Source organism: Lachnoanaerobaculum sp. Marseille-Q4761 (assembly GCF_017565785.1).
GTDB lineage: Bacteria > Bacillota > Clostridia > Lachnospirales > Lachnospiraceae > Lachnoanaerobaculum.
The window spans coordinates 86,698-109,305 of record NZ_JAGEKB010000001.1; the positions used below are offsets into that span (position 1 = coordinate 86,698).

At 35.0% G+C, this 22,608-nt stretch carries 21 protein-coding genes; all 21 read right to left on the reverse strand.

What is annotated here, in order from left to right:
• Positions 1 to 5: 5 nt before the first annotated feature.
• Entirely contained in the window at positions 6 to 1,070 is a 1,065-nt protein-coding gene (locus tag J4O15_RS00430) for an ABC transporter substrate-binding protein (RefSeq protein WP_208099296.1), read from the reverse strand.
• Between the two features lie 472 nt (positions 1,071 to 1,542).
• Positions 1,543 to 2,835 carry an O-antigen polymerase gene (locus J4O15_RS00435; RefSeq protein ID WP_208099297.1) on the reverse strand — a complete coding sequence of 431 codons (1,293 nt, stop codon included), beginning with the start codon at positions 2,833 to 2,835 and terminating at the stop codon, positions 1,543 to 1,545.
• Entirely contained in the window at positions 2,835 to 4,553 is a 1,719-nt protein-coding gene (gene ptsP / locus J4O15_RS00440; RefSeq protein WP_208099298.1) for a phosphoenolpyruvate--protein phosphotransferase, read from the reverse strand. Before ptsP ends, J4O15_RS00435 begins: the two co-directional genes overlap by 1 nt.
• A gap of 13 nt (positions 4,554 to 4,566) precedes the next feature.
• Entirely contained in the window at positions 4,567 to 4,836 is a 270-nt protein-coding gene (locus J4O15_RS00445) for an HPr family phosphocarrier protein (RefSeq protein ID WP_009219509.1), read from the reverse strand.
• 12 nt (positions 4,837 to 4,848) lie between these two features.
• On the reverse strand, positions 4,849 to 6,123 hold the full coding sequence (locus J4O15_RS00450) for a CdaR family protein (RefSeq protein WP_208099299.1): 1,275 nt from the start codon (positions 6,121 to 6,123) through the stop codon (positions 4,849 to 4,851).
• Positions 6,107 to 6,979 (reverse strand): diadenylate cyclase CdaA, encoded by an 873-nt coding sequence (gene cdaA, locus J4O15_RS00455; RefSeq protein WP_208099300.1) that lies wholly within the window; start codon positions 6,977 to 6,979, stop codon positions 6,107 to 6,109. Before cdaA ends, J4O15_RS00450 begins: the two co-directional genes overlap by 17 nt.
• Entirely contained in the window at positions 6,976 to 7,938 is a 963-nt protein-coding gene (locus J4O15_RS00460; protein WP_009219506.1) for a hypothetical protein, read from the reverse strand. Before J4O15_RS00460 ends, cdaA begins: the two co-directional genes overlap by 4 nt.
• Before the next feature lies 1 nt (position 7,939).
• Positions 7,940 to 8,347, reverse strand: coding sequence for a hypothetical protein (locus J4O15_RS00465; protein WP_208099301.1), 408 nt, complete (start codon positions 8,345 to 8,347; stop codon positions 7,940 to 7,942).
• Between the two features lie 155 nt (positions 8,348 to 8,502).
• On the reverse strand, positions 8,503 to 9,840 hold the full coding sequence (gene rfbH, locus J4O15_RS00470; protein ID WP_208099302.1) for a lipopolysaccharide biosynthesis protein RfbH: 1,338 nt from the start codon (positions 9,838 to 9,840) through the stop codon (positions 8,503 to 8,505).
• 27 nt (positions 9,841 to 9,867) lie between these two features.
• Positions 9,868 to 10,926 (reverse strand): CDP-glucose 4,6-dehydratase, encoded by a 1,059-nt coding sequence (gene rfbG / locus J4O15_RS00475; RefSeq protein WP_208099303.1) that lies wholly within the window; start codon positions 10,924 to 10,926, stop codon positions 9,868 to 9,870.
• Positions 10,927 to 11,706, reverse strand: a complete 780-nt coding sequence (gene rfbF, locus J4O15_RS00480; RefSeq protein WP_009219502.1) for a glucose-1-phosphate cytidylyltransferase — start codon at positions 11,704 to 11,706, stop codon at positions 10,927 to 10,929.
• Between the two features lie 352 nt (positions 11,707 to 12,058).
• Positions 12,059 to 12,700 carry a D-sedoheptulose-7-phosphate isomerase gene (locus tag J4O15_RS00490; protein WP_208100248.1) on the reverse strand — a complete coding sequence of 214 codons (642 nt, stop codon included), beginning with the start codon at positions 12,698 to 12,700 and terminating at the stop codon, positions 12,059 to 12,061.
• 361 nt (positions 12,701 to 13,061) lie between these two features.
• Entirely contained in the window at positions 13,062 to 13,421 is a 360-nt protein-coding gene (locus J4O15_RS00495) for a polysaccharide biosynthesis C-terminal domain-containing protein (RefSeq protein ID WP_208099304.1), read from the reverse strand.
• A gap of 58 nt (positions 13,422 to 13,479) precedes the next feature.
• Positions 13,480 to 13,887 (reverse strand): GtrA family protein, encoded by a 408-nt coding sequence (locus tag J4O15_RS00500; protein ID WP_009219499.1) that lies wholly within the window; start codon positions 13,885 to 13,887, stop codon positions 13,480 to 13,482.
• Entirely contained in the window at positions 13,880 to 14,626 is a 747-nt protein-coding gene (locus J4O15_RS00505) for a glycosyltransferase family 2 protein (protein ID WP_009219498.1), read from the reverse strand. The genes J4O15_RS00500 and J4O15_RS00505 overlap by 8 nt, the downstream gene beginning before the upstream one ends.
• 8 nt (positions 14,627 to 14,634) lie before the next feature.
• Positions 14,635 to 15,519 (reverse strand): sugar nucleotide-binding protein, encoded by an 885-nt coding sequence (locus tag J4O15_RS00510; RefSeq protein WP_208099305.1) that lies wholly within the window; start codon positions 15,517 to 15,519, stop codon positions 14,635 to 14,637.
• An 8-nt stretch (positions 15,520 to 15,527) separates the two neighbouring features.
• Entirely contained in the window at positions 15,528 to 16,769 is a 1,242-nt protein-coding gene (locus tag J4O15_RS00515) for a protoporphyrinogen/coproporphyrinogen oxidase (protein WP_009219496.1), read from the reverse strand.
• Between the two features lie 109 nt (positions 16,770 to 16,878).
• Complete coding sequence (locus J4O15_RS00520) at positions 16,879 to 17,916, reverse strand: GDP-mannose 4,6-dehydratase (RefSeq protein WP_009219495.1); 1,038 nt, start codon at positions 17,914 to 17,916, stop codon at positions 16,879 to 16,881.
• A 12-nt stretch (positions 17,917 to 17,928) separates the two neighbouring features.
• Entirely contained in the window at positions 17,929 to 18,942 is a 1,014-nt protein-coding gene (locus J4O15_RS00525) for a GHMP family kinase ATP-binding protein (protein ID WP_009219494.1), read from the reverse strand.
• 143 nt (positions 18,943 to 19,085) lie between these two features.
• Complete coding sequence (locus tag J4O15_RS00530) at positions 19,086 to 21,035, reverse strand: hypothetical protein (RefSeq protein WP_243761910.1); 1,950 nt, start codon at positions 21,033 to 21,035, stop codon at positions 19,086 to 19,088.
• Positions 21,036 to 21,601: 566 nt separating this feature from the next.
• Positions 21,602 to 22,608: class I SAM-dependent methyltransferase (locus J4O15_RS00535; RefSeq protein ID WP_208099307.1), on the reverse strand; the 1,007-nt coding region annotated here is incomplete at its 5' end.

The following is a 22,608-nucleotide window of genomic DNA, read 5'->3' on the forward strand; positions in this document are numbered from 1 at the left end:
TCCTATTATTTGATTTCCACAAATTTCTTATCTGTTTTGATACTCTCAGGTATCTCTATGCCGAGTGCGGCTGCAGTATCGGTATTTACATATATAAATAAATCATCCTTAAATACTTTTACAGGAATCTCTTCTACAGATTTTCCCTTAATTATCTCATCCACCATCTTTGCGGTTTCTTTTCCAAGGTCTGTATAATCAATACCTACAGTGGCAAGACCTCCATCCATAACCATTGAATCTGCACCTACATATATAGGCTTTTTAGCCTTGATTGCCTCTGAGGTAAGTATCGGCATTGCCTCTGCAACAGTATTATCATTTGATACAAAAATCATATCCACCTTTTCAAACAATGTTGCTGCTGCGGTTTGAAGATCTGCACTTGTAGAAATACTTACAGTCTCAAGTTCCAGATTCTTTTCCTTTACATAATTTTCAAGTAAACCAAGGTTGGTTACGGAATTGTCCTCTCCCGGATTATATATAAATCCTACCTTTTTTACATCAGGGCTTATCTGAAGTGCCAAATCCATTATCTTATCAATCTGTACGGCATCACTTGTGCCTGTCATCCCCTTATCAGGTGCATTCATATCCGTCAGTATACCCGCCCCTATAGGATCTGTAACTGCCGAAAATACCACCGGTGTGGATTTTGTAAGACTCATTGCCCCCTGTGCTACAGGTGTTGCAATTCCTACAACGACATCCTGCTTATCCCCCTCAAATCCCTGTACTATACTGGTGATATTTGACATATCCCCCTGTGCATTTTGAAAGGTTATCTTTACATTCTCACCGTCTATATATCCGAGATTTTTTAGTTCATCCTTAAATGAGTTATATATTATATCAAGTGATTTATGTTCAACCAATTGTATTACACCGATTTTTTTCAAATCTTTATCTGTATTCTCTGCTTTACTTTCATCCTTGCCGGATTCTGTAGCTGAACTTTCTGCCGCAGTACTCTCGGTACTGCTTCTTGTTGTAGCATCCTTAGGTGTACATCCTGCCATCAATACCGCACCTATTGCAATAATTCCAAGTTTCTTTATTAATTTCATTTTCTCCTCCTTATGGCATTTTATGTAGTGAATATTTATATAATTAGAACATACTTTCCGGTTATCTGCATAAGTCACACATCACTCCTTTGCCGCTGTAACTCCTTTGATGCCGACAGAAATTCACATATCAGTCTATATCATCACAGTCCATACATTTATGCAATAAAAAACGCAGGATACGCTTATCCAAAGGACAAGCATAGCCTGCGGTACCACCTTCATTAGTAAAAATACTCTCTCTAAAAAAATGCCGACACATTTTCTGCTCTGTAACGGGAGCGCCCGTCTTAGCTACTCGTTTCCTTTCACCTTGCCCTCTTGGGTCCATATTAAAATCGTCATCCCTATCGGTTCTCAGCACCTCCGACTCTCTGTGAGTAACTAATTTCTTTTCTCCCAATCAACGGTTTTATTATTTTATACTTTAAAATCTAAAATTTGTCAATATTTACTATTTAAATTTATGCATTTATTTTCTAAAAACCTGCTTTCCCTTTTGTTCACATATAAAGAATATAGCTACCGTAACTATAAAATAAAACCATGTCGCAGGATTTGAAAACCATGTGGTGAAAAATGATAGCGCCATATATATAAAGAATTGAGCATATATCATATAAAATGCGGCATGCTTTGTACTCCTTATCCATTTTTCAAACATATAACTTACAGCACCGAGTATTGCTGAAAATACCCCCACACCTATGATTCCGAAATCATAAAAGGCATCATAGAACAATGTAACCGTTGTCAGCTCGGTTTTATTTACAAATATAGGGAAATCAACGAGCTTAGGATATACAAATTTAAGCCCTGTAAGTGCCCATAAAGGAAATAATCCCTTCATTCCTAAGCTATGATTTGGCAATTCATTAATCAAGGTATTCAAATTATCATAATTGTTTGCGATATAAATATATGGCTGACTGATGTAAATAGGGAACTTATATTTCATCTCAAAAATTCCGTTCAGATACTCCACATCATGGCTTCTTAAAACAGAAAGCAATAAATATACAGGCACTATTACCACAATCAGCATAATAAAGTATATCGGTTTTATTTTTTCTCTTTTTAAAATAAGGAATGTAATAAAGGCTAAAAGCACAGCAAACATAAATTGAAATCTGGATACACATAGTATTGGTATAATTATAGCTATAATATTTGCCAAGCTTAAAAATACAAGCTTAACAGCATCCAATTTACCTTCCTCATGTAGATATATAATACTCAGAGCAGGTATTAAAACACAGCTTACCGTAAAATAATGTACTCCCGAAATGTGGAAATATGAATACGCATGAGGAACACCTCTTTCAAAAAAAGGAATAAATCCAAGTATGATCGCCTCTATATTAAATGCAACAGCGGATACTAAAGCAATTATTATAATACATGCATACATCCTGTTTTCATTACTCTTTTCAAGTACTCTCTCACTATTAATATATGGATTTCCTCCATATTCTTTTAATATATTAAATACGGCATAAAAACATATAAAAGCCAAGCTTATACATAGCCAGGTAATAATATTCCAAGGCTTTGCAAGATATGAAAGTTTCATAGCGGAAAGCCCCTCTCCTCCTACAAATGCCAGAGAAAAGATTCCTCTCAAGTTTACAAGTGATTTTGAGTATCCGTATTCTTTTATATACAGATATACTGCCGCCAAAATCAGAACAAACCCGGATAGGGCATACTGCTCTATCCGGGAAAATAAATACGCTGATAAACTACAAATAAGATATATTAACATTAAAGCTCCTCTGTTAATTTCTTTAAATAGTTCGTGATTTCACTCTCTGTGGCAAGTTCAAGTACTTTATCTACCTTGGTACGCAAAGCCTCACTGTCACAAAGAGAAATTATCTGTCTTGACTTTAATATGCTTGAAGCCGACATTGAAAACTCATCCATTCCCCATGACAAAAGCACAGGGATAAGCAGAGGATCGGCAGCAGCCTCACCGCACATACCTACCATTATACCTGCCTTCTTACCCTCAGTTATAATTCTGTGAATACTCCTGAGTACCGCAGGTGAAAATGGTGAATACAGACCGGCTATTTTTACATTACCTCTGTCCACAGACATAGTGTATTGTATTAAATCATTTGTGCCGATACTGAAAAAATCCACCTCTTTTGCAAATATATCCGCAAGAAGTGATGCCGCGGCGGTCTCTATCATAATTCCCACCTCTATGTACTTGTTGTAAGCAATATTCTTAGAATCAAATTCAGCCTTTATAGTTTCTATAAGAGCCTTAGCCTCTCTTATTTCATCCATTGATGTAATAAGAGGCAGCATAATCTTTATGTTACCAAATGCACTTGCACGAAGCAATGCTCTTAGCTGTGGTATATATATATCTTCTTTTCTGTCAAGGCAAAGTCTTATAGCACGATATCCCAAGAACGGGTTTTCATCTTTTTGTATACCCATATATGGAATTTCCTTATCTCCACCTATATCCAAAGTTCTTATAATTACAGGCTTTCCATCCATTGCCACAGCGACCTTCTTATAACTTTCAAACTGCTCTTCTTCACTTGGCATAGAATCTCTGTCCATAAAGAGGAATTCTGTTCTGAAAAGTCCTATACCCTCTCCGCCATTTTCAATTACTTTATTTACATCTTCAGGACTTCCTATATTTCCTGCTATCTCTACCCTTTTACCGTCCTTTGAAATACTTGATAATTCCCTGTATTTCTTTAAAAGTTCTTTATTCGAGGCAAATTCATTTCTTTTCTTTTCATATTCCGCCTTTTCTTCCTCATTTGGAAGTATAATAACCTCTCCGTTCTCACCGTCAATAAGTATATCGGTATCATCTTTTATATCGTCAGGTAAATCCGAAAGACCGACTACAGCCGGTATCTCAAGAGCTCTTGCAAGAATTGCCGAATGTGAAGTCTTTCCGCCAAACTCGGTAACAATACCCAGCACATTCTCAGGATTTAGCCCTGCGGTCATAGAAGGTGTAAGATCCTTTGCAACTAAAATGCTTCCATAGGGAAGTTTTGAAAGATCCGTACTTTCAATACCCAGGATCTTTTTTATAAGTCTCAGCTTTATATCATGCATATCAGTCGCCCTTTGCTGCATAAGCTCATCATCCATTGAAGCAAATGCTGCGGCATACTGATTACAAACCTCGTCTATAGCATATTCTGCACAGACCATGTCGTTTTTGATACGGTTTACTATTTCATCCACAAGCATAGGATCCGACATAAGCATAATATGTCCGAACAAAATCTCCGCTTCCTTCGCCGAAGCGTTTTTTTCCAATGTCTGTGACATTTCTTCAGTCTCAGCTTTAGTAATTTCCAGAATTTCCATGAAGTTTTTTACTTCCGTTTCAATATCAGGAATATTTTTTTTTATTACTTCCACACTTTGTTCTCTGACTACCTTTGCAACACCGATGCCTATACCCTCGGCTGCCCCTACACCATAAATTTTCATTATAAACCTCTACTTACTTTAACTCACCAAAACCTGAATTTATCAAATTTTTTAAAGCCTCCAAAGCTTCATTTTCATCTCTTCCGTCACAGGTTATTTTTATGATATCACCACATTTTACACATGTAGCAAGTACACTAAGAACACTCTTTGCATTTGCCGTAGCATCTCCAAAAATAATATTTATTTTGGAATCATATCTTAATGCTTCCTTACATAAATTACCTGCAGGCCGCAGATGTAATCCGCTTGGGTTTATCACCTTTATCTCTTCCGAAACCATCAAAAACCTCCCTTAGTTCCCTATAGTAGTACTGTTTTGTTCTGCCGAAGTTGTTTCACTTGCATGATTTCCTATCAGCACCTCAAAAGGTGTATATGAATCCACATTCAAACCTTCCGGCAGATTAAATGTAAGACTTCCGGTATTTCCGCCTGAAACCATATTGCCTATATCCAGTGTTGCCTGAAGATCGGCACCTGTTATTGACTCAAGATTTGCAGTCAATCCCGAAACCACTACCATTATTCTTTCAGGTACAATGTTTGTAGTTACTCCCGGTCTGGCACCCTTTACCTCCAAATCACTTATTGTCAAAGTAAGTGTTTTATGATCAAGCGCCTCAACCTTTAAAGTAACCGTAATTTTTGTTGCTCCTATCGCTTCCACATTTTCGGGCAGAAAATCTTTAATATCTACAGTAGTGGTAATATCACCTGTTGCCCCTTCAACACTGAGTGCCGTAGCCGGAATAGTAACCGAATCCAGCGTATCAAGTACTTCCGGCATACCTCTGACCTGTATGGATTTTGTACTGCTCTCGGCGCCGGTAAATACATAACCTTCAGCAGCCTTTCCTCCCACATCAAAGTTGAGTGCAAGAGTTCTTCCATTGAGCATTACTATATCATAATCCACATTATCAAAGCTTTTACTTACCCTGCTGTCGGATATTATAAAAGCATTCCCATTGGCATCAAAGTACTGCAACTTGGCATTTCCGCTGTCATTACTGTCAAGCCCAGTAACATCTATCTCCACACCTACCTGACTTATTTGACCTATAACCGATACAGGTCCCGTAACAGCCACACCGGTTCGCTCAAGTCTTATCTCTCCGACAGAATAACCGTCTGATGGAGTACCCTTTATTTTTGTTGTAAGTGTAAACTCCTTTCTTTGCAAATCTTCTATGCTTACTCTTACAATACTCGGCTTTGTAATCACCGCACCCATTATAAGATCCTTATTATTTACTACCTCCACCGATATAGGTATGGCACCTGTTATATCATACATATCCCCAAGATCTACAGACACTTTAAAATCCGATGCGGAGATTTTTCCCTCATCCCTTGTTCGCACCTCATAACTTACAGTCACGGTATTTGCACTTGTCAATGAATATGTCTTACCCGCATCTGCAATTATATCCGAATTTACCACTTCAAGTGGTACCATTTGGCTTCTTGTAACTATCGGATTTGATATATTAATTACTATGATCCATACAAAAAAAGCTATAGCCAAAGAGCTAATTTTCAAAACAAGATTATTTGTCTTTATCATTACCTCTTCCTTTCAAAAACTTTGAAAATAAAGAACTGTTCTTTTCTTCTACCCTATCCTCAAGCAGAACAGAAAGTTCCTTTCTCAGTTCTTCACTGTCATTTACTTTTATCAAATTACCTGCAATTGCCACTGAGACTCTTCCCGTCTCCTCAGAAACGACAATGGTAATAGAATCCGAAACCTCACTGATACCTATAGCGGCTCTATGTCTTGTTCCCAGATCCTTACTGATTCTCATATTTTCAGACAATGGCAGATAACAGGTTGCGGATACAATGGTATTACCCCTTATAAGCACTGCACCGTCATGTAAAGGTGTATTATGTTCAAAGATATTTATAAGAAGCTGACTTGAAACAATACCATTTATCAAGATACCCGTTCCCTCTATATTTGACAAATTCTCATTTCTTTCTATTACCATCAAAGCTCCTGTTTTGGGCTTTGACATGGTAAATGCCGCATTTACAAGTTCCTCTATAGTAGCTTCAGTAATACCGTCATTGCTGATTTTATTGTCAAAGGCAAAGAATTTCATTATATTCTTATTGCCAAGCTGCTCAAGAGCCTTTCTAAGCTCAGGTGCAAATATTATTATAAGTGCAGTCACCGCAATGGTTGCAATTCTGCCAAGAATCCATAATATGACATCAAAATGCAGTATATATGCCATTATGGTAAAGCCCAATATAATAAGCAGTCCCTTTAATAAAGTCCATGCTCTGGTCTTTGTAATCCATGTCATTATTTCATACACAATATATGCAATAATAAGTATCTCAAATATATTGAGTATACCGATTCGTGGAAAATATGAAAGCCCATCACGCAGCAATCTCGTGACTATGTTCATTCATTACCCCCATTATTCTTGTTCTTCTTTTTTCCATTTGTACTGAATGATTGTATCTTTTTATCCGCCGCTGTGATAGTAATCTTCGGCACAGCCTTAACAAAATAATAATAATCATCATCTTCAAATTGTGCATATTCCGATCTCGTATAATCCACCGAGAATACAAAGAAATCATACACATAAGCTATAATCACAGATATCGCAAGACCTATTATAAAATCTAAAAGAGGAGTAGATATATCAAATACAAAATCTCCCACAAATATACTGACCAAAATAGTAATAGCTCCTGCCGCAATAGCTATTTGCCAGGCATAATCCATATTCTGCTTATGAACCATATATACTATAAATGTGGTCAATGCAAATGCAATAATAAATAAAAGCATGGTATTGTTTGAGAATATCCCGTTTATTGCCTGTGAAAATCTCTGCGCAATATCCACAGACTGGGTACTTGTAAGTACTCCTATATTCTGTTTTGCAAACAAACAGGTAAAATATATAATAACTCCCGCCAAAATAGGCACTATGCTGACAGCACTTCCCATAAGTCCCACAACCAGAGGCACCACATAAGGTATCTTAAGCACAAAAAGTACAGGCACAATAATTAAAAGTACACTGTCCTTTTTACCAAAGCTATAGTACAAAAAAAATGTTAATATCAGTATAATTCCCACAAGCAAAGCAAGTTCAAATGATGCAGTAAAAAGATGAATCATTAAAAAGACCGCCACCATAAGAACACCTGCCATATATGGCAAAAATGCACCTATTACAGACAATACTATAGGAGTCTGTATTGCAACCAGCTTAGACTCATACCCCAGGTTGATATTTATAAGCATCATTGCTGTAAATAATATTATATATTTAATTCCTTTATCTATGATAGAATAATATTTTGCATAGAAACTCTTTAAACTGTTTCTAAACACATATAGCTGTAGCATTCTAACCTCCGTTATTTTGCAATTTATCTTTGTTATCAAACTTTTTTTCAAAATAATTCAGCCTGTCATTGTACATCTTAAGACTCCTCTGTGCCTCATCATATTTTTTTGAAAAAAATCTATATGTTATCATTTCAAATGCAATCAATCCCAATATATATATAACAATGTAAAAAAAGGAATACATTCCAACAGTATTTACACTTATTACCAAATCTTCCAAATTATAAAGAACAGCCAAAACAATTATAAGGATAAAACAAAAAGTATAAACAAAAAAGGACTTAAGCATTTGTTTACCCACATAATCCTCTTTGAAATAATTATCAATTTCAAACATCTGCTCGCCCTTCCTCTTTTTTAATAATGCTAATTCGGTCATCTGCCTTATTTTCTCTTCGTTTAGCATACCTTCTCCTACCAAAAAACTTTTCACAACATTTTTTATCATTATATCATATCTGTTCTTGCATAGCAAATAAAGGAAAAAAATTGGCACTATATTCACAATAAAAAGGACCGGATACCGTATTAAAAACAGCGGTATTCAGCCCTTAAATTTTATTATTTTACGCCTTCTATTATCATTTTAGCCATAAAATCAATTTTAGCATCTGTCATTCCCGGGTAAACTCCAACCCAGAAAGTATCATTCATAATACGATCCGTATTTTTAAGTTCTCCGACAATTCTATAGCCCTCATTTTTCTCTCTCATCTGATCAAAGCAAGGATGCTTTGTAAGATTTCCTGCAAAAAGCATTCTTGTTTGAATTCCGTTTGACTCCAATTTGCTTACAAGCTTAGATCTGTCAACCCCTTCCTTACAGGTAATAAGGAAACCGAACCAGCTTGGATCCGAGTTTTTTTCAGGTATAGGAAGTATAAGCTTATCCTCTACAGGCTTTAATGCCTCATACAATCTCTTATAATTTTCTTTTCTCTTTTGCACAAAGTCCGGGAACTTTTTTAACTGTGCCACTCCGACTGCCGCCTGCAAATCGGTAGGTTTCAAATTGTACCCGAAATGTGAATACACATATTTATGATCATATCCAACCGGAAGTTCTCCATATTGTCTGTCAAATCTATGTCCACACAGATTATCCTGTCCTGAATGACAAATACAGTCTCTTCCCCAGTCTCTTATTGACTTCATTATCCTGCTTAGTAAAGGATTGGATGTATATACTGCACCGCCCTCTCCCATAGTCATATGATGAGGAGGATAAAAACTTGATGTTCCGATATCTCCTATTGTACCTGTAAATTTTTTCTCTCCTTTTATGGTATAGGTACTTCCAAGTGCATCACAATTGTCCTCAATCAACCATAAATTATGTTTTTTACAAAATTCCACAACCGATTCAAGATCAAAAGGGTTGCCAAGAGTATGTGCTATCATTACCGCCTTTGTTTTTGGAGATAATGCCTCTTCAAGCATATTAACATCTATATTATACTGCGGTATTGTTACATCAACAAATACAGGTATTGCACCATATTGAATCATAGGAGTCACGGTTGTCGGGAAGCCGCATGCAACAGTTATCACCTCATCTCCCCTTTTTACCTGTCTTTCACCTAAAAGCGGCGAAGTCAAAGTCATAAAGGCAAGCAGATTGGCACTTGATCCGGAATTTACAAGTGATACAAACTTTGTTCCGAACTGTTTTGCAAACTCTCTTTCAAATTCATCAAAATATCTTCCTGCTGTAAGCCAGAATTCCAATGAGGCATCCACCAGATTTACCATTTCCTGCGAATCATAGACTCTGGATGCATAGGTTATTCTGTCTCCCTCTTTAAATTCCTTATATTTATTATGATAGGCATCATGATATGCCTTGACCGTCTCCAATATTTCTTTACGAGCCTCTTGTTCTGTTTTATTTTCGAACATATTTCCTCCAAATTTATCTGTTTAATCTTATTTATCCAAATAAGATTTTATCTGTTTTCCAGTGATTTCATTCATATCTTCACCCATATACCAGGCTCTATACCATTCAACACTCAAATCAATGGCTCCATGTACATTAAGTCCCGGTTTCCAGCCGTATACCGATTTTAATTTATTGCAGTTCAGCTTTAAAAATCCTGCTTCATGAGGTCCTCCATCAGATTGAATCTTAAATTCAAAGCCGTCTCCCCATGCTCTCTTAAAGCTCTCCACCAGTGTTTTTGCATTTACACAATCACTGTCATCAGGTCCCACATTAAAATAGCCCTCATATTTCCCCCTGTCTTTTTCCTGCCTCATAATGATATCAAGATAAATAAAGAGCGGTTCCAAAACATGCTGGAAAGGTCTTATAGAATTAGGGTTTCTTATTATTACAGGATTTTTTGATATTGCCGCTCTTACACAATCCGGAACTATTCTGTCCTTTGCAAAATCACCGCCTCCTATTACATTTCCGGCTCTTGCACAGGATACCGGCAAATCAGTCAAAAAGCTTTTTTTGTAGCTGTGGGTAACAAGTTCCGAGCATGACTTGGAGTTTGAATATGGATCATATCCGTCTAAAAAATCCGTTTCAACATATCCCTCAGCCTGTTCTTTATTATCATAAACCTTATCTGTTGTGACATTCAAAAAACTTCTTACACTTTTTGAGAGTCGCACACATTCCATTATATTTACAGTGCCCATAACATTGGTTTCATATGTATAAACAGGTCTTTCATAGGATTCTCTTACTATTGGCTGTGCCGCCATATGAATAACATACTCAGGCTCAACTTTATCAAAAACTTTTTTCAAATATTTAAGATCTCTTATATCACCTATGATGGAATTCATTTCTCCATCCAAACCCAAAATATCAAAAATATTTGTATCTGTCGGAGGATTCAGAGCATAACCTGTCAATTTGGCACCGCACATTATAAGTATTTTTGAAAGCCATGTACCCTTAAAGCCCGTATGTCCGGTAAGAAGAACCTTTTTACCGCTATAAAACTTTTTTAATTCCTCAAAATTCATTTATTCATTCCACCTCATCCAAGGAGCCTTGCCGCTTGCCCAAAGACTCTCAAGTTTTTCTTTCTCTCTTTGAGTATCCATACATTGCCAAAAGCCGTCATGTTCAAAGCCCATAAGCTCTTTGTCACCAGCAAGTTTAAGCATAGGACTTTGCTCAAATATAGTGGCATCACCCTCCGTTATATAGTCAAAAATATTAGGATTTAACACCATAAAACCGCCATTTATAATAGCTGAATCATCCTCACTCTTTTCCCTGAATGATGTGATAAGTCCCGACTCATCTTTTTGAAGTACACCTTTTTGCTGTGCAAGACTTACAGTAGTTATTGTAGCGGTTTTCCCATGCTGTTTGTGAAATTTTAATAATCCGTCTACATCAACATCCGATACACCGTCACCATATGTAAGCATAAAAGGCTCATCCTGTAAATGCTCTTTTGCTCTCAGTATTCTTCCACCCGTCATAGTATTAAGTCCTGTATCAAGCACTGTTACCTTCCAGTCTTCCGCATTCCTTCTGTGAACTTCCATCTTATTATTTTTCATATCAAAAGTTACATCGGAATTGTATACAAAGTAGTTTGCAAAATACTCTTTTATCTTATTCTGCTTATAACCTGCGAGTATAACGAACTCATTTATTCCAAATGTTGAATAGTATTTCATAATATGCCATAATATAGGCTGACTGCCGATTTCAATCATCGGCTTCGGTTTCAAATGGCTTTCCTCGGAAATTCTGGTTCCAAGTCCGCCTGCTAATATAACTGTTTTCATCTTGCTCTCCATATTCTATCAATCATCGTAATGACATTATAGGCTCATCTCGGTTTTAATCACCAATCCATAAAACTTTTTATCTATACGCGGCTGTATGCCTTCTTACTCTTCATTTGTTCAGGTTTTCCCGTACTTGCTATAAATCCATTTCTATGAATATCTTTGAGTAAATCATTAATACGTTTTAACACCTTTTATCTTCATATTACTATGATAAAGACTCCCATATTAAAACCTGTATATTTTTATATGTTAGTACATAAATATGTGTGCGTCAATAAAAAGAGACTCATCTGAAAGATTAATAAAAAAGGCGTCCACTAAATAAGTGTAACGCCATCAAATTTTTCTAAAAAAATCTTGCCTCAAGCATCAAACATAGTGCATGATATATCGGTAAATGAAGTTCCTGTATTTTAAATGTCTCTGTTTCGGGAGCTATAATAATTGCATCACAAAGTTCTCGCATCTTTCCTCCATCTCTACCGGATAATCCGACCGTTTTCATACCCTTAGCCTTGGCTGTCACCAAAGCATACAGTATGTTCTCGGAATTTCCTGAAGTTGATATTCCAAGAAACACATCACCTTCATTACCAAATCCATTTACCTGCTGTGCAAATGAAAGTAGCGGATTGCAGTCATTCAAGTATGCAGTAGAAAGACCAACATGACCTGTAACGGCAATTGCCGGCAATGCACCTTGCAAATTGTCCGCTAAAACTTGTCCCAACTTGTCATCTATAGATTTAAGTTTGTTTTGTAAACTCTCATCAAGTTTTCTTGGCTTAATAAAAGCTTTCATCAACTCTCCAACTATATGCTCAGAGTCGGCTGCACTACCACCGTTTCCGGCAACCAGCAATTTCCCACCATTAGCATAGGACTCCTCTAAAACATTATAGACTCCAATAATACTTTCTCTTTGCTCAATCAGACTTGGATATCTATCTAATAATTCATCTAATATTCTAATTATACTCTCTATCATCATATTCCTCTATATATTCAACCTTATTATATATTTTTATATTTTCACCATAATATTTAAAACCACTTTTACAGCATATGCTACAAAAATATGAATCACAATATATAAAATATAAAATGGCATTATGTTCATTCTATAAATAAAATGCCGCTTCTATTTTGTAATTCATAAGGTAAATATAAAACAAAATTTCACATAAACAATGTAATGGTTTTAATGAAAAAAAATATTTAATTCACCATACATTCTCAAAAGGAGGTGTCAATGTATACAAAAAGTCTATTGTCGCAATATGATATATACATGCTATGCAAATAGCAAACATACCCTTTACTGCATAATATTTAGACTTCATTCTATTCTAGGATATATAACTATCCATACCTCCGTCCGATAATTCCACACCTTTATCATACATAGCTACAAGTGTGGTATCTTCTAAATAATCAAAGCTATGCATTACATATGGGAGGACCTCAAACATATCACCATCTTTAAAATCATACTCCTCTACTACACCGTCTTTTTCTGCTGTGAACTTAAAATGTCCTGATATGATATAAAAGACTTCCCTGTTTACTTTATGATAATGACCTCCGCGAAATACTCCTTTTTTTGATGTCACCACATTCATCTGACTATAACCCTCATGTACAAGCTGAACCAAAGTTCCCCTTTCATCGTTAAACGTAAAGTCGGGTTTTAAAATATTAATCAACATATATCCTCTCTCAGTAAAGTATATAGGTTCTCTCTTTATAAGAACACACCTATATTTACTATTTCTTCTTGAAAATAAAAAACTTACTTGCAATATAGTTTATTATTATCACTAATATATTAATAATTATCTTAGATAATGTATCATCCAATCTTATTATACTTACAAAAAACCACATTAAAAAAGTATCTAATACACCTGTTAAAAGTCTGGCTGACAAAAAACCGCTAAACTCTTTTATGGCTACTGCTCTATCCCAGCTCCTGCTTTCAAATACAAACAGTTTGTTTGTAATAAATGCAAAAATAAAAGCTAATATCCAAGCAATAATATTAGCTACTAAGTATGGCAAACCGACTGTTCTTTCCAAAATATGGTAGGATGCTACGTTTATAACCGTAGCCCCCACCCCAAAAACACCATAAAAGAATAATTCTTTATATTTCTCCCACAGATTCTTAACCATTAAGCAACTCACTTTTCTTCTCAAATTTTACTTTAAAAGCAATTTTTAAATATTTAAAAGTTTGAAGTAAAGAATTCTGTGACTCTCCTTCTACTCTGGCAGCCCAATTAGAAGGTATTTCATGTATCTTTACCTTTAAACGAATAGGCTTTAGTGCTGTTTCCAAAAAGAACGGATGCTTTAACTCTTCCCATTTAATTTTTTGCATCAACTCAGTAGGTGCAAGTCTATATCCAAAAGTGATATCTGTAAGTTTTACTCCATAAAAAACAGCAAACATTTTTTGAAAGAAAAAGTTGAGAACAAGTTTTATTTTACTATATCCTGCAAAACTGCCCTTATTAAGCCATCTTGAAGCTGTTATCATATCACTTGGATACTTCTTTCCCATAGTAATAAAATCTTTTACATTATGTGGATCTGTTTCCAAATCAGGTGCCATCATAAGCAGGTGACTTCCTGTTGCCTCCAAAAATCCGTCTGCTACAGCTCCTCCTGCAAATGGTCTTTTTTGATAAAGTATATGTAATGGAATTCCGGCCTCTTCACATACCGATTTTGATTTTTTTATAGCTTCTATACTTTCAGGCAACGTACGATTACATACTACTGCAATAAACTCTTTGATATCCTCATGATTACATTCTTCCAAGATAATATCAATCGTCTGATTAAATGAAAAAGATTCATTTAAGGTTGGAAGAATAATTGATACATTTTTAAATTCTTTAACTTTCACAATCCCTCCTAAATCTCCAAGCGAATCTCATCCACATCAAAAATAGATTTTAAAAGCTTATTGTCCATCATAGTGGAACTTGCTCTCTTTGCAACAAAAATCCCCTCTGAATCCTCCACCTTGACAGGTCTGACAAGACTCTCATCCAATCCCAGTTTTTTTGCAATTATTAAACCAACTTCATACTTTGATAATGCTTTATCAGAAGATATATTTACTATTGGATGTTTATCATTCATTTCTATCAATTCTACAATATAGTCTGCAGCCTGCTTAAACGATATCGTAGAACGATATGAATCGCTAAACATATCCATCCCCACCTTTGATTTTAAACTTTCCACAATATGGTCATAAAAATGTTTTTTACTGGACAGAAGGCTTGTCCCTATCAAAAACGGATACCTCACCACCTGATATCCATATGTAGTAACAATTCTTTCTGCCAAAGCCTTCTGTTTTCCATATGTATTTACAGGATTCGTATCATCATCTTCCTCAAAAACCTTACCATCTATACTATTTCCATATACACTGTCTGATGATGGATAATAAAATGCACTTACATTATCCATTTCATTGATGAAAAAAGACAAAGATACTATATTTGTATTCCAAGCTGTCTTCGGATTCTTCTCAACCAGGTCAGGATTATGGTAAGCGGCGAGATAGACAACCTTTTTGTTTTCCCTATTATATTCTTTACAAAAACTGCTCACCGCCTTAAAATCGCAAATATCCAAACTTCTCCAAGTTATCCTTTCATCCTTTAGAGAATCTCCAACTAATGATATATCCCTACAACAGGCAACTATATTTTCGTTCGTTTTTTTTAAAATAGATTTTATAATATATGATCCTAAAAAACCATTTGCACCGATAATACAATACATACTAACACCTACAGATCTTTTGTAAGTTCCATTGCGTCGAGCATACATAAATCCATATTCTTATAATTCCATGTAGCCCATCTACCAAGAAGATTAAATGTAGGATCCCCCCTAAAATACTCCTTAATTCCATTAACATTTGTATCATAGGCTTTATCATGAATAACATAAGCATACTCTGAAAACTGTTGATCTAAAATTTTCTCAAAACCAAGTTCTTTTGGAAGTGTATTATCATTCACAATATCGTCTGTTACTTTAAAGCTTGTACCGATAACTTCAAGTGCTCCACATCCTCTTGTAGTATCAGGATTGGCATATGGTGTTAAAGCACTTTGATATCCTACACGATGGCACTTATAATCATGAGACGGTATATATAACCAAGTGATATCAGTTTTTGGGCAATCAAACAATACCGTTGTCAAGCTGTTGTATTTTAGTCCCTTAATCAAGTTTACTACCTTTTCAGGAAGCTCCATTACATTTGGCAACTCTGGAAGTGGAATTGTACTGATTATCTTATCATACTCACCTTCACCATTCACATTCCACTTATCGTTTATCTTTTCTAGTGATTTAATTGTAAAGTCGGTATGTATATTTAATCCCTCGCCAATAGCATTAACCATAGACTGTATACCACCATGAAGTGGATAATAGAATGATGAATGTGGCATCTTTCTTTCCTTAGGGTCTTTCAGAATAACTGATCGGATTATTTCTTTTTTAGTCGGAAGCGGCATCTTTCCTCTCATCCATCCTGTTCCCATGTCTTCCAACGGATAAGCCCAAATTTTCTCATTATATGGAATCATATAGAAATCTGCTATGCTCTTTCCAAAATTCCATGTAAGCCAGTCCTTGAAATTGTCGGGTTCCGGTCCCATCTGTGAAAGCACAAAATCATGTACACAATCTACGGCATCATCTGCATCCAACTCACAAAGAGAAAGTTCAAAAGGATATGAAACATATTTGCCCGAAAAGAAAATTTTAGCGTTACGATCAGTATACTTCCAGTTCTCCTTTGGATAGATGGAAAAAACCCAATCCATAACTTCTTTATGTTTTGAATTTAAAATATGACCACCATGAGGATCATAAAGCATTCCATCTACATAACGGCTTCTTGCCAAACCTCCGATAGTAGGATTCTTCTCATATACTACCACCTCATGTCCCTTATCTTTTAATATTCTTGCAGCACTTAATCCTGATACACCGGCACCTAAAACAGCTATTTTCATTATCGCTCCTATCTAAAACTAATATTATATAAAATCAATACTTAATACATCCTTCTTTATGCAAACAAAGGAAATGTATCGGTCCATGACCAATACATTTCCACATATTTTATCTTGTTAAGAACTCATGTCCACCTTTTACTCTATCTCTCCAATAATTCAAAAGATCTTCCATAGTCTGTTCGAATGGAATCACCGGCTCCCATCCTGTATGTGCAGTAAACTTTCTACAATCTGGAACCTGTAAATCTGCATCAATAGGACGAAGTCTTTCCGGATCTTCCTCGACTTTAATCTGATCTTTCATTGGTGACATATTGATAAGAGCCTCTAAAGTATCTCCAACCTCACAAGTGTACCTACCACCAATATTATAATATTCTCCCGCAACAGGATTCTTTGTTACAAGTATATAGTATGCTCTAACCGCATCTCTTACATCTGCATAAGTACGCAGAGACTTGAGATTTCCAACCTTTACAACAGGAGGAAGCATACCTGCTTCAATCATAGCAATCTGCTTTGCAAATGTAGACTCATGGAATACGTCTCCCCTTCTTGGACCTGTATGTGTAAACATTCTTGTAGTCATTACAACCATGCCAAATGCTTCTGCATAATATCTTCCGACAAGATCTGTTCCAACCTTTGAAATAGCATATGGGGATGCTGGATGAAATGGACAATCCTCATTAATTCCATCCTCAGGCTTTTTATCTGCCGGAATCTTTCCGAACACCTCAGAAGAAGCACAAACATGAATCACGGGCTTATACTTATCATCCGCTTTCATTGCAACATGTACGGCCTCAAGTAATCTGCATGTTCCCAATATATTAGTGTTCAAAGTATCTATAGGTGCTGTAAAGCTTGTCTGTGGATAACTTTGCGCAGCTAAATGAAATATGTACTCAGGCTTAATCTCTGACACAACGCGATATAAAGACATCTGATCATTTAAATCAGCATACTCAAAGAAAACCCTGTCTTTTCTATTTACTCTTTCTAAAAGGTGGTCAACATTATCAAGAGGACTTCTCCATCTACACACACCATAAATTTCCCAATCTGTCTCCTCCAGCAGAAAATCAGCCAAATGAGAACCTACCATTCCTGTAATTCCTGTAATTAACGCTTTTGTAGCCATACTACTCCTTTCCTATGAACCTTCCTTAACAGATTCCAAGTCAAAATACTCAGGTCTGAAATACATAATTCTTGTTCCCTCATTTTCAAACTCAAAAGGAACATACACCAGATCCTCAAGAGCTTTCTTTACATTCTCTTGATACTCAGGCTCTACATAAAACAACAAGAAACCACCACCACCGGCACCAAGTAACTTGCCTCCGGTTGCTCCGGAATCTATTGCTTTTTTATATAACAAATCTATGTCGTTATTACTAATGTCTGATGTAATACCTCTTTTTAATTTCCAAGTATAATCAAGAAGCTTTCCAAACTCTCTCAAATCAGCCTTCGAAACAAGCAGTTTCTGTACTTCATCCACAAGTGCCTTCATTTCCAGTAACTCGGCAGTCTTATCCTTTGTCGCCTTTACTTGATTTTTTGCAATATCACTTGAAAATCTTGAAAAACCTGTAAAAAACAGCATCAGCCTATCATTCAAGTCTTTTTTTCTATCAGTAGAAAATACCAACGGTTTTACCGTATATCCATCATCTCTGAAATCAATTCTATTAAATCCTCCAAATGAAGCTGCTATTTGGTCTTGAATACCACCTGCTTCATTACAAAGTACTCTTTCAACATAAATGGCATCATCTGCCAGTCTTCTTTTATCTGCATATTTACCCTTCAATGCATAACAGGCATTTAACAAACCTACTGCAAATGAAGAACTGGTACCAAGCCCTGATCTTGCCGGAAGGTCCGCTTCATAAACTACCCTGAGCTCATGCATATCTAAATACTTCATGATATTCCTAACAGCAGGGTGCTGTATCTCATCAATAGTCTTTGTTCTTTCAATTATCCCATAAGTGATCTGATTGGAATAGTCAAAGAATCTAGGGAGATGACGCACTGTTGTATAACAATACTTATCAAAAGTAGTCGAAATGACAGCACCTCCATGTTCTTTATAAAATCCCTCATAATCTGTCCCTCCGCCAAAAAATGACATTCTAAATGGTGTCTGTGCAATAATCATAAATCTTTTTGCATAAAATATGCACTCCTTTTTTTATTTTAAAAACTCTATATTCTCATGTTACATTATATCAACAATAAACTATCATAAAAAGCAATAATAATCAAGTTTAGCAAATAAATAATTGAGAATTGTAAGTTTTATTAGTTACGAATATATGTTGTGACCGTAGATTTTTCATCTTTATATATTTGATGAAAGTTTTCCTCTAAAGCCATTCTATCTGCATCATTCAACAGTATATGTATATCCAACAAATATATCTTCTTATATTTCTTTATATTTTCTCTATCAAAATCCCCCTGAAATGTTTTCTGATATTTTATAGGCTCAAACTTACCATTGTGTGTCAAATAGTAGTCCCACCCTATAGAATATGTTGAACTAATTAATACTAATGTATCCGGACTGTTTGCATCAGGTTGATTTATCAGATATTCTGCAGCCTCTCTGTATGGCTGATAAAAACTTGATTCCATATCTCTTTTTGTATATAAAGTAACATTACTGTTTATAAAAATAAAGCAGGACATTACCAAATATACAAATCCAATTCTTTTTATCCTTCCATTTGTAAAGAAAGATATAATTTCTTCCAAACCAAAACTTGCTATAATGAGCATATATGGCAATAAATTGAGGAAGTATCTATTAGTCCATACAGATGACTTTGGATTAAGATACTTAGAGTAAAAGAACACAATGAATATCTCAACAATAATTGTTATAATCATTGCTAAATTCAAATCAATACACAGCTTTGCTTCTCTGATTTTATAAATTGTAACAAAAAAACCGATCATTACGCATAAAATCGCAAATTCTTGAGATGATACAAGCCAATTCAGTATATCTATAATACTTCCGAAGGTGGGTGGACTAATCCAAAATGCATTACCCCACTGTTCTCTTGTTATTAAATAATTTATAATAAGCCATGGCAAATAAACGGCACCTGCTACCATATATGAAAATATAAATTTATATGAATATCTTTTCTTTATAAACAAATAACATTCATACAAAAATAATCCAAAACAAGTGAGAATTCCAAAGTAATGTGTATAACATATGGCTAAAATTGCTGATATATGAACTACTGTTGTTTTAGTTTTGTTTTCTTTTCCATCTTCCAGGCGAAGAATAATAGCATAGAGCAAAAATAAAGGCATCAATATCATAAAACCATATGACCTAACTGCAAAACCCGAATTTACTATCAAAGCATTTGATGTTATCAAAAAAAGCTCAAATATTATTCCAACATATTTATTCCATCCTCTTCTTACTACCATAGCACCAACATAAAATCCGATAGTATTTGCTATAATTGACAACATTCTGGCCCACAATGCCAAAGCTCCTGTTCCAACAGGAATAAGCTTTGAAAAATAGTGCCATGCAACAGTGTATAAAGGTGGTGTTGTTGACTCCTCCCTAAGGATAAGCTCTATCACTTCTCCCAGGCTTCTGTTTTTTGCCGCTATCCCCATAGTTGCCGAATCATCCATCCATGTTGATTTATAATTTCCCAAAGAAATCATAATTGTGAATCCGACTAATGCTATTACTATTGCTACCAACTCATATTGGTGTTCTGTAATTAAATTTAAAATCTTTATCCTGTGTATATATAGACAAAATATAACTATTCCTAAAATAATACATTCCAAAACAATAGCAAATATATTTATTATGCCAAAACCTATAATTCCACCTGTATTGGGCAAAGGAATAGATACACTGTCATTATCAGAATCAACATAAGAAGATAGTACCTTTTCAGATGAACCGTTAAAACTAAGGGCAGCCTTTCCTCCCCATCTTGTGGCATGGAAGTTTATACTTCTATCATTGCCTTTTCGTAATTTTATAGTAATGGTATCTGTAAGTCCTGTAACAGATACTCCCCCCCAACGCTGTCCACCATTGGTATCTAACCATTTCCCGTCTACAACACTATACTTTAAAACAGTATCATTATTATCTGTTATATTCTGCATAGTAATATATGTTGCAGCTGAAGACGAATCTTTTTCATCCAAAGCTCTAATGGTAACAGTATCTGCCGGAAAAACAATAAATAGGTTCAATATTATTACAAATATTACAGTGGCCCCTCCCATTATTGGTGCATAGATCCACCTTCTTATATCTTTTTTTATCAAACAAAGATATAAGAAGGTAAATACAACAAATAATAAACTATAAATAAAAGTCATTTAATTACCTCTCATGTTCAATAAAAATTACATATTTATGGAATATAAAGTATTACTCATAATATTTAATATTATCTTAATACTTCAATACATAAATAATACTTAGTCCCCTTACTTATTTTTTCAAAACTACTATTCTAATCTAAAATCTGTTGCTAGCAATAATTATTAAATCCAGCTAAAGTAAACTCTGTTACTTTAGCTCAGCTTTACTATAACAATAACACATATTCTGTACAGTATTTATTCCTTTTCATTACGGTTTACAAACTTTACTACCAAAACATCTCCAAGTTTAAATACTGAGCCCTTCTCCACAACAAAACTCTATAGTAGTATAATGATTAACATATGAACTCATTATATATTGACATTTATAATTTCCATCTGTGGGTTTTCCAAAAATTACAACTTTTTTCCATATCTATTTCTCATTATTACCGGTTCTTTATAAAAATAGATATATTATCTTTATACCATTGTTCGATATTGTAATTATCTTTAAATTCATTTCTTATATCATTCCAAATATAGCCTCTTTTTTCAAACTTTTCTACCCAATAACTTATAGGTTGCTCATTCACATGGCCATCTCCTCCCTGACCTACATGAGCTGCAGAAAACAAAACGATATCTGAGTGCCTGCACAATGTATCTATAAAAGTATCTGCATACTTTTCATTTAAATGCTCAGCCACCTCTAATGAAATTACCATGTCGAATTTCTTATGTAAATCCAGATTTTCTGTCAAATCTCTTGCTAAAAATTCCTCTTTTTTTACCATTAACATATTTCGGTCTACATAATCACCATCTACTCCTGTAACCTGTATATCCCTATTAATCTGTTTAGCTGCTGCCAACCATGTCCCGGTTCCAAATCCGAAATCTACTATACTGCTCGGATTATATATGGGTATCAAATACTTTAAAACTTCAATTGCAGACATGAACGAACCATATTGATTATCTTCATAAAAATTTGCTCCATATATAGATGTGGTGGAAAGTTTATCTTTATGGTTTTGAGAGTTTTCAATATTAGCCAGCATTCTATTTAACAACCAAATTCTTGCTAAAATTTCTTTCTTTAAGTATAATTCCGCTTTCCAAACTCTATTGTCAAAAGATTGGCTTAAATTCTTCTCTGCGTCATAGATTCTACTATCAAAAGTCTGGCTTAAATTCTTCTCTGCATCATAGATTCTACTATCAAAAGTCTGGCTCAAATTCTTCTCTGCGTCATAGATTCTACTATCAAAAGTCTGGCTTAAATTCTTCTCTGCGTCATAGATTCTACTATCAAAAGTCTGGCTTAAATTCTTCTCTGCGTCATAGATTCTACTATCAAAAGTCTGGCTTAAATTCTTCTCTGCGTCATAGATTCTACTATCAAAAGTCTGGCTTAAATTCTTCTCTGCGTCATAGATTCTACTATCAAAAG